This window comes from Pseudonocardia sp. NPDC046786, from assembly GCF_040645415.1.
GTDB classification, from domain to species: domain Bacteria; phylum Actinomycetota; class Actinomycetes; order Mycobacteriales; family Pseudonocardiaceae; genus Pseudonocardia; species Pseudonocardia kongjuensis.
Genome location: NZ_JBEYYF010000038.1, coordinates 1 through 12221 on the forward strand (window position 1 = coordinate 1; position 12221 = coordinate 12221).

At 71.3% G+C, this 12221-nt stretch carries 14 protein-coding genes; 7 read left to right on the plus strand and 7 right to left on the minus strand.

Features of this window, described 5'->3' with window-relative positions:
* Positions 1 to 227: hypothetical protein (locus tag ABZ881_RS29005; RefSeq protein WP_358488912.1), on the plus strand; the 227-nt coding region annotated here is incomplete at its 5' end.
* The gene (locus tag ABZ881_RS29010) at positions 224 to 1618 is read left to right on the plus strand and encodes an aminomethyl transferase family protein (RefSeq protein ID WP_358488914.1); all 1395 of its coding nucleotides are present in this window, start codon (positions 224 to 226) and stop codon (positions 1616 to 1618) included. The genes ABZ881_RS29005 and ABZ881_RS29010, both read left to right, overlap by 4 nt.
* A gap of 39 nt (positions 1619 to 1657) precedes the next feature.
* Here the strand turns inward: ABZ881_RS29010 and ABZ881_RS29015 are convergent, their stop codons facing one another.
* From ABZ881_RS29015 to ABZ881_RS29025, 3 genes are all read right to left on the minus strand, one after another.
* Entirely contained in the window at positions 1658 to 2122 is a 465-nt protein-coding gene (locus ABZ881_RS29015) for a MaoC family dehydratase (RefSeq protein WP_358488916.1), read from the minus strand.
* Positions 2119 to 3021 (minus strand): SDR family NAD(P)-dependent oxidoreductase, encoded by a 903-nt coding sequence (locus ABZ881_RS29020; protein ID WP_358488918.1) that lies wholly within the window; start codon positions 3019 to 3021, stop codon positions 2119 to 2121. The genes ABZ881_RS29015 and ABZ881_RS29020 overlap by 4 nt, the downstream gene beginning before the upstream one ends.
* A gap of 269 nt (positions 3022 to 3290) precedes the next feature.
* Positions 3291 to 3977: a response regulator transcription factor gene (locus ABZ881_RS29025; RefSeq protein ID WP_358488920.1), complete on the minus strand. Its 687-nt coding sequence runs from the start codon at positions 3975 to 3977 to the stop codon at positions 3291 to 3293.
* Positions 3978 to 4154: 177 nt separating this feature from the next.
* Between ABZ881_RS29025 and ABZ881_RS29030 the strand changes: the two genes are divergently transcribed.
* Positions 4155 to 5786, plus strand: a complete 1632-nt coding sequence (locus tag ABZ881_RS29030) for an AMP-binding protein (protein ID WP_358488923.1) — start codon at positions 4155 to 4157, stop codon at positions 5784 to 5786.
* 2 nt (positions 5787 to 5788) lie between these two features.
* Positions 5789 to 6070, plus strand: coding sequence for an NUDIX domain-containing protein (locus ABZ881_RS29035; RefSeq protein ID WP_358488925.1), 282 nt, complete (start codon positions 5789 to 5791; stop codon positions 6068 to 6070).
* A gap of 405 nt (positions 6071 to 6475) precedes the next feature.
* Here the strand turns inward: ABZ881_RS29035 and ABZ881_RS29040 are convergent, their stop codons facing one another.
* The gene (locus ABZ881_RS29040) at positions 6476 to 6688 is read right to left on the minus strand and encodes a DUF397 domain-containing protein (RefSeq protein ID WP_358488928.1); all 213 of its coding nucleotides are present in this window, start codon (positions 6686 to 6688) and stop codon (positions 6476 to 6478) included.
* Positions 6685 to 7518, minus strand: a complete 834-nt coding sequence (locus ABZ881_RS29045; RefSeq protein ID WP_358488930.1) for a helix-turn-helix transcriptional regulator — start codon at positions 7516 to 7518, stop codon at positions 6685 to 6687. Before ABZ881_RS29045 ends, ABZ881_RS29040 begins: the two co-directional genes overlap by 4 nt.
* A 216-nt stretch (positions 7519 to 7734) precedes the next feature.
* On the opposite strand from ABZ881_RS29045, the gene ABZ881_RS29050 reads away from it, so the two are divergent.
* The 3 genes from ABZ881_RS29050 to ABZ881_RS29060 are packed head-to-tail and all read left to right on the plus strand — an operon-like array spanning position 7735 to position 10083.
* Positions 7735 to 7977 carry a hypothetical protein gene (locus ABZ881_RS29050; protein WP_358488933.1) on the plus strand — a complete coding sequence of 81 codons (243 nt, stop codon included), beginning with the start codon at positions 7735 to 7737 and terminating at the stop codon, positions 7975 to 7977.
* An 8-nt stretch (positions 7978 to 7985) separates the two neighbouring features.
* Positions 7986 to 8942 carry an ATP-grasp domain-containing protein gene (locus ABZ881_RS29055; RefSeq protein WP_358488935.1) on the plus strand — a complete coding sequence of 319 codons (957 nt, stop codon included), beginning with the start codon at positions 7986 to 7988 and terminating at the stop codon, positions 8940 to 8942.
* Positions 8923 to 10083, plus strand: coding sequence for a methyltransferase domain-containing protein (locus tag ABZ881_RS29060; protein ID WP_358488937.1), 1161 nt, complete (start codon positions 8923 to 8925; stop codon positions 10081 to 10083). Before ABZ881_RS29055 ends, ABZ881_RS29060 begins: the two co-directional genes overlap by 20 nt.
* A 28-nt stretch (positions 10084 to 10111) precedes the next feature.
* Here the strand turns inward: ABZ881_RS29060 and ABZ881_RS29065 are convergent, their stop codons facing one another.
* Both ABZ881_RS29065 and ABZ881_RS29070 read right to left on the minus strand, forming a co-directional pair.
* Complete coding sequence (locus ABZ881_RS29065; RefSeq protein WP_358488939.1) at positions 10112 to 10459, minus strand: alpha/beta fold hydrolase; 348 nt, start codon at positions 10457 to 10459, stop codon at positions 10112 to 10114.
* A gap of 463 nt (positions 10460 to 10922) precedes the next feature.
* Positions 10923 to 12176, minus strand: a complete 1254-nt coding sequence (locus tag ABZ881_RS29070; RefSeq protein ID WP_358488940.1) for an MFS transporter — start codon at positions 12174 to 12176, stop codon at positions 10923 to 10925.
* Positions 12177 to 12221: the final 45 nt, after the last annotated feature.

Genomic DNA, 12221 nt, shown 5'->3' on the forward strand with positions numbered 1-12221 from the left:
GGATGTTCGCCTCGCTCGGCATCCCGCTGGCCGCGCTGGCCGGCGGGCTGACCAGCTCGCTGGTCGTCTACGTGCTGGCCTGGCGGCGCGCCGGGCGCCCGCTACGTCATCCGTCGCGCCCGGTGCGGCCGCCGTGGCAGGCCCGCTGCCGTCGTTCCGCGCTGCCATCACCGAGCCCGGCGTTCCTAGCGTTGGTCCGATCGTCGTCGAGGACTGGAGCACCATGAGCGCGAGGAACCTGCAGGACGTGCTGGACCGGGCGGGCGACACCGTCGACCTGCTGCGGAACGCCCAGCTCGGCGCCTACATCTACCCGGTCGTCCCGTCGGAGTTCAGCAACTTCCGGCGCGAGGTGCGCGCCTGGCAGCGCACCGCGGTGCTGTTCGACCAGACCCACCACATGGTCAACCTGTGGGTGTCCGGTGCGGGCGCGCTGCAGCTGTTCACCGACACCGGCATCAACAGCACCGCGAACTTCCCGGTCGACTCCGCCAAGCAGTTCGTGCCGGTCGCGCCCGGCGGCGGGGTGATCGGCGACGGCATCCTGTTCCGGCTCGCCGAGGACCGGTTCGTCTTCGTCGGGCGCGCCCCGGTCGCGAACTGGCTGACCTTCCAGGGTCAGGGCTACGACGTCGACATCCGGCGCGACGAGCGCTCCCCGTCCCGCCCGTACGGCCGCGAAGTGATCCGGGACGTCTGGCGGTTCCAGATCCAGGGCCCGCACGCCTGGGAGGTCATCGAGAAGGTCAACGGCGGCCCGCTGGAGAAGGTGAAGTTCTTCCGGATGGGGCACATGACGATCGGCGGGCAGCCGGTCCGGACCCTGCGGCACGGGATGGCCGGCGCGCCCGGACTGGAGATCTGGGGACCGTACGAGGGCTACGGCGCCGTGCGCGAGACGATCCTGGAGGCGGGCCGCGAGTTCGGCCTGGAGCCGGCCGGGGCGCGGGCCTACTCGTGCAACACCCTGGAGTCCGGCTGGATCCCGTCGCCGCTGCCCGCGATCTACACCGGCGACGAGCTGAAGGGCTACCGGGAGTGGCTGGGCGCCGACTCCTACGAGGCGAACAACGCGCTCGCCGGCAGCTTCGTCTCCGCCGACGTCGAGGACTACTACACCAACCCGTGGGAGCTCGGCTACGGCGGCTTCGTGAAGTTCGACCATGACTTCGTCGGCCGTTCCGCGCTGGAGAAGATCGACCCGGCGACCGAGCGGCGCAAGGTCACCCTCGCCTGGAACGCCGAGGACGTCGCGACCCTGCTCGCCTCCCCCGTCTCCGACGGGCCCGAGTACCAGTTCTTCGACCTGCCGAACGCGAACTTCGGCTCGTCCAACTTCGACTCGGTCCTCGACGCCGACGACAACGTGATCGGCCTGTCGATGTTCACCGGGTACAGCGCGAACGAGCGCAAGGCGCTGTCGCTGGCCACCGTCGATCCCGGTGTCCCGCTCGGCGCCGAGGTGCGGGTGGTCTGGGGCGAGCCGGACGGCGGCAGCCGCAAGACCACCGTCGAGCCGCACGAGCAGTTCTCCGTGCGTGCGATCGTCAGCCCCGCGCCGTACAGCGAGATGGCCCGCGCCGACTACCGGCCCGGCTGGCGCACCGCGGCGTCCTGACCGGCGGGCGGGCGCGCGGTCCGGCGCGCCCGCCCGCTCTCACACCAGGTGCCGGGTGAGGAAGGTGACCACGCACGCTGGTTTCGCCGCACCCTCCACGGTGATCGTCATGGTGATCGTGACCTGCACCCCGCCGGGCACCTCGGTGACGTCGTCGAGCACCGCGGTCGCCCGCAGCGTGGAGGCGGTCGGCACCGGCGACGGGAACCGCACCTTCTCGCAGCCGTAGTTCACGACCATCGAGAAGCCGTCCAGCCGCAGGATCTCCGGCAGCAGCCGCGGCACCAGCGACAACGTCAGGTAGCCGTGCGCGATCGTGCCGCCGAACGGTGTCCCGGCGGCCCGCTCCGGATCGACGTGGATCCACTGGTGGTCGCCGGTGGCCTCGGCGAACAGGTCGACGTCGCGCTGGGTCACCGTCACCGGGCCGCTCTCGCCGAGCATCTCGCCGAGCGGCAGCGCGCGGACGCCGTCGATGCCGGTCACGACCGTCGGCGCGCTCACCGGGTGCCGCCGGTGGCCGCCGCGGGCAGCGCCTGGGTGAAGTCCTGCAGCGGTGCGTCGGCGAGCTCCGCGGCCACCGCCTCCGGGCTCCAGCCGCCGTCGCGGAACCGTTCGGCGACCGCCTCCGGGTGCGTCCACAGCGCGATCCGGTCGCCGCCCGCGGCGATCGCCTGCCCGGTGACGTGCGCGGACACCGCCGACGCCAGCCACACCACGACCGGTGCCGCGTCGTCCGGGGTGCCCAGCCCGGTGCGCCGGACCTCCGGTGGCACCGGTTCGCCCCGGTCCACCGTCTCGACGAGCTCACCGAGCCCGGGGATCGTCGCGACCATCCGGGTCAGCGCGGTCGGCACGATCGCGTTCACCGTGACGCCCAGTTTCGCGTGCTCCACCGCCCAGGTCCGCATCATCGCGACGATCGCGCCCTTGGACGCTGAGTAGGCCGTCTGCCCGAAGCTGGCGCGCTGCCCGGCCGGGGACCCGACGAGGATCAGCCGGCCGCCGTCGCCCTGCTCGCGGAACCGGGCCGCGGCGGCCCGGCCGCAGGTGAAGGTGCCCCGCAGGTGGCTGCCGACGACGAGATCGAAGTCCTCGTCGGTGGTCCGGCGCAGCGTCCGATCGCGCAGCGCGCCGGCGTTGGTGACCATCGCGTCCAGCCGGCCGTACTCGCGCACGGCCCGGTCGACCAGCGCGTCGGCGACCTCGGCCGGGCCGACGGCGCCGGGCTCGGCGACGGCGCGCCCGCCGGCGTCGGTGATCAGGTCGGCGGTCTGCTGCGCGACGCCCGCGTCGAGGTCGTTCACCACCACGGCGGCGCCGGACGCGGCCATCGCCCGGGCGTACGCGCGGCCCAGTCCCCGGCCCGCTCCGGTCACCACGGCGACCCTGCCGTCGAGCATCGGTATCTCCTCACCGGCGCCGCCGTGGCGGGCACCCGAACCCGGCGCCACCGTGCGGGCACCGGCGTCCTGGCGCCGCACGTGGGCACCCGGACCCGGCGCCACCGCTGCGGGTCCCCGGCTCCGGCGCCGTGCGGCACCGGCCCCGGCGCCCGGCGGGCGCGTCTCCGATCGTGGGCGTGGTCCGCCCCCGGCGTCCGACGCTAGGGATCTCGCGGTGGCCGGGGCGGCGGTCGGCCGTCCCGGCCGCGCTACGTCATCCGTCCCGGTCAGCCGGGTGGCGGGACCAGCCCCTGCCGGACGGCGACCAGCGCCGCCTGGGTGCGGGAGGTGAGCTGCAGCTTGCGCAGCACGTTGCTGACGTGCGTGCGCGCGGTCCGCTCGCTGATCACCAGCTGGTCGGCGATCTCCTGGTTGGACCGGCCCTGGGCGACCAGGATCAGCACGTCCCGCTCGCGGTGGGTGAGCGCACCGAGCCCGCTCGGCGGGGAGATCATCTCCTTGGTGAGCTGCCGGGCGACGCTCGGGTCGAGGAACACGTCACCGCGGGCGGCGGCCCGGATCGCGGCCACCACCTCGCCCGGGTCGGCGTTCTTGAGCAGGTAGCCGGAGGCGCCGTTGCCCAGCGCGGTGTGCACCCGCTCCATCTCACCGAAGCTGGTCAGCACCACGACCCGCACGCCGGGGAAGCGCTCGGCGATCAGCGCGGTCGTCGCGGCACCGTCCAGGCGCGGCATCATCAGGTCGATCAGGACCACGTCGGGCAGTTCCCGGTGCACGGCCATCGCGCCGAGCCGGTCCAGCGCCTCCTGGCCGTCCCCGGCCTCGGCGACGACCTCGACGTCGTCGAGCGCCTCCAGGTAGGCCCGGATCCCGCGCCGGACGACGGCGTGGTCGTCGGCGACCAGCACCCGTACCGGCGTCGTGTGCGCCGGGGACTCGGTCGCTGTGTTCACTCCCGGCGCCTCCACTCGTCCGTCCGGGCCGCGGTGCCCGGACTCCCAGCATGGCAGCCGGATCGGGCGGCGCACCCGATCTACGTCATCCGTCGCGGTCGTCCGCTGCCGGACGACCACCGTCGCGACGGTCATCGGCCGATCGTGGGCCGCTCGGGCGGCCCCTACCGTGGCGGGATGGAGGTCGCCTTCGCCACCGTCTGGGAGGCCGTCGCCGACCGGCTCCCGGATGCCGTCGCGATCGTCGAGCCAGGGGCCCGGTGGAGCTACGCCGAGTTCGACGACCGGGCCGCCCGGCTGGCCGGCGCGCTGGAGTCGGCCGGGGTGCGGGCCGGCGACACCGTCGCCTGCTACCTGTACAACGGCTCGGCCTACCTGGAGACCGTGTTCGCAGCGTTCAAGATCGGTGCGGTCCCGGTGAACGCGAACTACCGCTACACCGCCGCCGAGCTGACCTCGTTGCTGGACGACGCGGGGGCGGCCGCGATCGTGTTCAGCGGAGTGCTCGCCCCGAACGTCACGCACGCCGCCGCGCACCTGCGGTCGCTGCGGCTGATGGTCCGCGACGGCGACGCCCCGGCCGACGACCCCGGCCCGGACGCCGTCGACCTGGCGACGGTCCGTCGCGACACCCCACCCCGGCCGCACGAGCCACGTCCCGGGTCGGACCAGCTGTTCATGTACACCGGCGGGACGACCGGCCGGCCCAAGGGCGTTGTCTGGCAGCAGGCCGACCTGCTGCACAGCATCGCGGTCGCGGTGTTCGGCCCGCTGGGCCGCGACGCCCCGCCCGCCGATCTCGACGACGCCGTGCAGCTCGCGGTCGCCGCCCGCACCGGCGACCGGTCGCCGGTCACCCTGCCGGTGGTGCCGCTGATGCACGGCACCGGACTGTTCAACACCCTCGGGGCGCTGCTCGTCGGCGGCCGGGCGGTGCTCACCCGGCCGGGCCGGCTCGATCCGCGGCACGTCTGGGAGACGGTCGCCGCCGAACGGGCCGGGACGATCGTGGTGGCGGGCAACGCCGTCACCGTGCCGCTGGTCGACGAGCTGGTCCGCGCCGAACGTGCAGGCACCCCGCACGACCTGTCGTCGCTGCGGGTGGTGCTGAGCTCGGGGACCGCGCTCGGCGACCGGACCAAGCAGGCGCTGCACGAACGCGCCGAGCTCACGATCACCGACGCGATCGCGGCCAGCGAGGGCGGCCCGTTCGCCTTCGCCGTGACCCGCTCGGTGCACGACCTGCCGGCCCGGTTCCGGCCGGTGCCCGCGACCCGGCTGATCACCGACGACGGCCGGGTGCTCGCCCCGGGCGAGCCCGGGACCGGGATGCTCGCCTACCGCGGACCGCTGCCGCTGGGCTACCACCGCGACGCCGAGCGCACCGCCGCCACGTTCCGGTTCATCGACGGGGTGCGCTACGCCGTCCCCGGCGACCTGGCCGAGCTGGGCGCCGACGGCGTGCTCCGGTTTCTCGGCCGCGGCGCCGGGGTGATCAACACCGGTGGCGAGAAGGTGCACCCGCAGGAGGTCGAGGACGTGCTGCTCGCCGATCCGGCGGTGGCCGACTGCGTGGTCGTCGGCGTCCCGGACCCACTGTGGGGCGAGCGGGTGACCGCGGTCGTCGCCTCCCCCGGCGCCGGTCCCGAGCTGCCCGGACGGCTGCGCGAGCGGGTCCGCGCGGTGCTGGCCGGCTACAAGATGCCCCGCGTCGTGGTCGTGGTCGACGAGCTGCCGCGGACTCCGACCGGCAAGATCGAGCTCGCCAGGGCCCGGGAGCTGGCCGGGGCGGTACCGGCGGGCGGCTGACCGTGGCTGCTGGCTTCGCCGAGGACGGGTACGTCGCCGAGAGGACATCCATGCCACCGCCGTCCACGTTCTCCGTCTCGATCAAAGGTGTGGTCCTCGACTCCCGACAGCGGGTACTGCTCGTGAAGAACGAGCGCGACGAGTGGGAACTGCCGGGCGGGCGCATCGAGATCGGCGAGTCCCCCGAGGAGTGCGTTGCCAGGGAGATCGCCGAAGAGACCTGCTGGAGGGTCACGAACACAAGGAGATCGGCCTCTTCCCACGGTCCGAGGTCAACGGCCTGAACATGCCGGACGGGTACAAGCGGTCGATCGACACATGGTTCGAACGAGTGGGCTGACGCGCACCGCGTAGCTGTGAATCGAGCCGAGCCGGCGGGCGAATCCCCACCCCGGGCCCTCGGTGGCCCGTCGAGGGTCGCGGTGCACGGCCCGCTGTGGGACGACATCAAGACCGCCTACCGCGCGGTGCTGGCCGGCCACGAGGTGCCGCGTGTCGTGGTCGTCGTCGACGAGCTGCCGCGCACCCCCACCGGCAAGATCGAACTCGCCGGGGCCCGGGAGCTGGCCGGCATGGCGGCGGCTGACCGCGTCCCGGTCCGGCCGAACGGACCCGATCAGCGAGTTTCGAGCCGTCGTCCCGCGCGCGAAGCTACCGCGAGCCGTCGACACCGCGGCGGAATCGGACGATCAGTCGAACTCACCGGCCTTCGCGCCGTTGACGAAAGCCGTCCACTCTCCGGGGGTGAAGGTGAGCACCGGGCCGCGGCCGTGGTCCTTCGTGTCACGCACGGCGCGGCCACCCCCAGGGATGTCGGCGACCTCGACGCATTCACCGTTGTTGCCGTTCGAGAAGCTGCTCTTTCGCCAGTTCAGGTCGCTGAGGTCAGTCACGGGGATCACGTCATTCCTTTCAGTACCTGCTTGATCACGCGGGCGCTGTTGTCCATGTCCATCGCCATCGCTGCGACTCGATCGAACAGCCCGGCGTAGGCCAGCACTGCCTGCTCCCGGTCAATGTAATCCGCGCTCCACGGCTCTTCGAGGTAGACCATCTGTGCATCCGGCGGGTCGCAGAGCTCAAGAATGACGAACCTGGTTCCCATCGCCGCATGTGCCCCGACCGAGAAGGGCAGCACTTGGATCGAGACGGTCGCCGGCTCACTCAGTTCCAGGAGCCGTCTGAGCTGCTCGGCCATCACCTCACGACGGCCGACGACCCGATGCAGCACGGCTTCGTTGATGACCACCCACAGCATCGGAGGATTCGCCGAGGCGAGCCGAGCCTGGCGATCCTGGCGCGAGGCGACCATTCGCTCGACCTCCTCCGGGCCCGCGGTCGGCCTGAATGCCCGGGTGACCGCGCGGGTGTAGGCTTCCGTCTGGAGCAGACCGGGGACGAGTTCGGGCTGATAGGTCTTTATCACCGCGGCGTCCGTTTCGAGCCCGACGAATGTCCTGGCCCAGTCCGACACCCCCGCGTTGTTCCGCTTTCGCGCCTCTCGACCGAGCCCCAGCGCCTTCTCCGTCTCGATGTCGTCGGCTCCGTAGAGGGCGGCCAACTGCGTGATCTCGGCAGCCCTTGCCGCCCGCTTCCCCTGTTCGATCCGGCCGATCTTGGACAGGTCGCAGCCCAGCGCGGCCGCGGCCGCCTCTCGGTTCACTCCGGCGCGCTCGCGCAGCCGCCGGAGCTCACGCCCGAGCTGGAGCCTGTGCACCGTCGGACTCGACATGCCGACAGTCTGCCTCTCGGTCACATCACCGGTTCGGTCCGGCCGTCGACGACGACGGACAACGGCGCGCGACCTGCATCACCGCGAGAACCTTCCGACGCGGATGACGTGCGAGTCAGTCGGCATCAAGGTCCTTCATAGACAGATGGCATATGCCATTAAGACCGTGACGCCCGCACCGTTGCACGAGTGAATCCCGGCCACAGGAGACCAACCGTGACGAACGCCGCCCACAGCCGACTGCCCTTCGGACTCGCCGTCGCCGGACGCACTCCGATCCCGGCCGACCACGTCGACCTCACCGCACTCGTCTGGGACGAGACCCAGCAGGTCACCCTCGTGCGCCAGGACGGCGTACTCGTGCCGTGGGCACGGCATACCGACGGCCAGACCAGCACCAACTCCAACACCGACGGCAACGGAGGCAACGAACAGGACACCGACCACCGCGAGGACTGAACACTCTGATGACGGTTCTCGTGCTGACCAACCGAATGGACGCGACCGCCGACGTGGCCATCGACGTCCTCAACCGGCGCCGGAACTCGGTGATCCGCGCCGACATCGATGAGCTGACCGTGGCCGCGGAGCTGTCGGGCAGTACGTGGGAAGGCTGGATCAGCGCACGGGGCCGCACCGCGGACCTTCAGGAGTTGACCGGGATCTACTACCGGCGCCCCAGCCCCGTCAGCGCTCCGGAGGGCTACGCGCCGGAGGTGGCGCGTTGGATTCGCGAGGAACGCCACTGGGGCCTACGCGGCCTGCTGTTCGCACTCCCCCGACGCCGGTGGCTCTCCTGGCCACCGGCGGTGCACGCGGCCGAGCACAAGCCCCATGCGCTCGCCCGAGCCGCGGATGCGGGCCTGACCGTGCCACGAACGATGATCACCAACGATCCGGATCCTGCCCGTGTCTTCACCGGCGGCCCACAGCCCACGCTCTACAAGTCCTTCCGCGGCGGCGGGGTCTCCATCCGGAGCACTTCGCTGCTGACCTACGCCACCGAGATCACCTCGGCCGACATCGGCGACTCGGTGCGGGCTGCACCGATCACGCTGCAGGAACGCATCGACAAGATCTGCGACGTTCGGGTGACCTGCGTCGATGACGAGGTCTTCGGCGTGACACCCCACCGCGCGGGCACTATTCCGCTGGACTGGCGCGACGACCACGGGGCGAACGACTGGTCCACCGTCACCGTCCCCGACGACGTCCGGGATGCCGTGGCCTCACTGATGAACGACCTCGGACTGCGATTCTGCGCGGCCGACTTCGCCCTGGACAGAGACGGCCGCTGGCACCATCTCGATCTCAATCCAGCCGGACAGTGGGCCTGGGACCACCCCGCGTGCGCCAGCATCGCGGAGTCGCTCGCCGACGCGCTCACCAGAAAGGACATGCCTCATGATCCGCACCGCCGGTGACCGGCGCACCGCCCTGATCGAGCAGCTCGACATGGCAGGGCGACTGCCCGATCGCGCGTGGCACGCCGCGTTCGCCGAGGTCCCCCGCGAGGGTTTCGTGCCCTGGTTCTTCGTCCCGAACCGGGATCAGCCCGGCTGGCGCCTGCTGGAGCACGACGACGCCTGGCTCGACGGCGTCTACCGCGACGACGCGCTGGTCACCCAGCTCGACGGCGACGACACCATCGTCGGTCGGGCCCGGGCGGGTGAGGCCGTGCAGGGGGTGCCGACCTCGTCGAGCTCGGCGCCGTCGCTGATGGCCGCCATGCTCGACGCGCTGCACGTCGGGCCCGGACACCGGGTGTTCGAAGCCGCGACCGGCACCGGCTACAACGCAGCCCTGCTCTCGCATCGGCTCGGGTACGAGCTGGTCACCAGCGTCGAGGTCGACACCGCCGTCGCGGAGCGGGCCCGCTCCGCGCTGCACGACCTCGGCCACCGGCCCACCGTCATCGCCGGCGACGCGACCCTCGGGTGTCCCGACCGCGGCCCGTTCGACCGGATCGTCTCCACCGTCGCCGTCCCGGCCGTGCCCCCTGCCTGGCTCGCCCAGACCCGTGCCGGTGCCCGGCTCGTCGTCCCCCTGGTCCTGGCCGGGCACAGCGGTGTCATGGTCGCACTGGACCGCGACGACGACGGCGCGCACGGCCGCGTCCTGGCCCAGTACGGCGGGTTCATGGCCACCCGGTCGACCCCGCTCCCCGCTCCACCGACGATCCGGGACGCGATGCTCGACCACACCCGCTCCACCGACGTCCCGGCGCAGGCACTCGGTGGCCCGCATCCCGCCGCGTTCTTCCTCGCGCTGCTCACCCCCACGTTCAGCCGTCTGGGGTTCACCCCGTCCGACGCCGCGACCGGCCCGCAGACCTGGGGTCATGGGCTCGACGGGTCGACGTTCGTCCACGTCGGGACCGACGGCCGGTCGAGGGTCGCGGCGCACGGCCCGCTGTGGGACGACATCGAGACCGCCTACCGCACCTGGCTGCGGCTCGGCCGGCCGTCCCGGACCCGGCTCGGGCTCACCGTCACCCCGGCCGGAGAGCACCTGCTGTGGCTCGACGACCCCGCCCACGTCCTGCGCCGGCTGCCCCACGGCTGAACGAGCCGCGGCGCGCGGTGCCCGGCGGTCACGATGCGGTGTGCTCCACGATCGCCGCGACGACCAGCTCCCACCGTGCCCGTGGGGGCGGCTCGTGCCCGACCCCCGGCATCGGGACGAGCCGCGCACCCGGGATCTCCCCGGCGAGGGCCCGGCCGTGGCCGAGCGGGACGAACGGGTCGTCGGTGCCGTGCAGCACCAGCGTCGGTGCGGTGATGCGGGCGAGCCGGTGCCGCCAGGGCTCGCCGGCGTCGAGCACGAAGTGGTTGGTGAAGCTCGCCGCGCTGTCCGCGGTCCGGTCGAAGGTCCGCCCGGCGAGGGCGCCATCGCTGCTCGTCGAACGGCAGGCTGCCGGTGTAGGCGCGCTCGCCCGCACTGCGGAAGATCCTCGCCGGAGAACCACCGACGATCATGGCGGCCCGGGAGGCTCCCGCGGTGATCCGATAGACGACACGGGAACCGGTGTGGGCCCGGCGGCCGTGCGACCATCGCCGGTCGTCCACGACGTAGCCTGTCGACATGTGGGCGGGCACCGTCCAGGAGTGCCGTTCGATCGCCGCGCGACGAGCCGGAACGTACGGTTCGGCCAGTGGCCCGAACTCTGCCAGCGAACCGAGCCGTAAGCGCACGGACAACACCCCGCCCGGCTGTGGCTCGACGGCCCCGGGCACGTCCTGCGGACACTGCCCCACGGCTGAACGGACCGCGGCCCCGAGCCGGCGGGCCGCTCCAGGGAGGGTGACCAGCGATTCCAGCTGCCTGACTCCACCGGACCCGCGAAGGACCACTCTGTCCGACCTGGTCACAGGTGCCATCTGCGTTCGAGGTCCGATCAGCGTTCAAGATCGTGAAGAGCCAGGCTGGGATGCCTGCCCAGGCACTCGCCAGTCGGCCGTGCGCATGGCGCCGAACCGCGAGGCGGCCGCCAGGATGAGCAAGGCAACCCCTGACACGGCGAAGACGATTCGTACATCACCGGTAGCGCTCGCCCAGGCCGCGATCACTACCCCGAGGGGCCCGAATAGCGTAGTGATCAGCTGGGACGTCGCCGATACTCGACCCAGATACTGCGATGGCACGGTGGTTTGAAGCAGAACCCGGAGGCAGCGGCTGAGTATCGACAGCATCAGCATTACCAGCGCCAGCACCAGACCGACGGTGACCCAGTTGACCGAGACGGTCAGGAGTCCGAAACCCACGGCCATGAAAATGGTGGAACCAGCGACCAGGACGTTTGAGGCGACGATGCGTTCGACACTGACGAAGACCGCTCCGCCGAGTATTCCGCCGGATGCCATCAGTGCCGATGCGGCACCGATTTCCCAACTCTGAAATCTGAGCACCTCGCTCATAAAGAAGACGACCATCAACACTGACGCCCCGAGCGCGAAGTCGAGCACGCCTCGCCAGATTGCGATCCATCGATAAAGCGGGTCGTCAAACGTAAAGCGGACACCGGCCCACATATGCCCGACTATCCGACCGGGCGATCGCCCACATTCTTCGATCGGAGCTTCTTCCCACCTCGCGTATCGGATGGACGCCAGCAGAATCAGCAGGAGTACAGCACTGACGAGAAAGACACTTCCGAAGCTCCCCAGGAAGATCGTCCACCCTGCCAGTAGTGGTCCGAGCGTCTGCGCAGTCGAAGCGAAGCTCTGCATGATTCCGTTAACCTGCGGAAGATTGTGCACCGCGACCACTTCCGGGAGCGCCGCAATGTCGGCGACACCATAGAGCCGCACCATGAAGTCGAATACTCCGGCGCCTGCGATCAGCACCCAGATGGGCGGCTCGCCAATGACAGAAATCACACAGAATGCCGCCATGATGACGATCTCGACCAGCACCACCGATGCCAGCAGAGTTCGTCGCCGGAATCGGTCGACCAGACTGCCGCCTAGGATTGCCACGAAGAATTCAGCGCCGTACCCCACCGCGAACATCGTGGCCATCAGCAGGGGTGACCCGGTCAGCGCCAGTACAAGTAAGGGCATGGCCAGGTCGTAGAACGTCTCTGCGAGCGTGTGGGTCGTTGCGCCAGCGACGAGCCACCTCGCTGGCGCGGACAGGCGTTCTCTCGCTGCGGCCACGACGCTCTCCTGCGGTAGCGACACGAGGGGCGGGATCGCGGACGA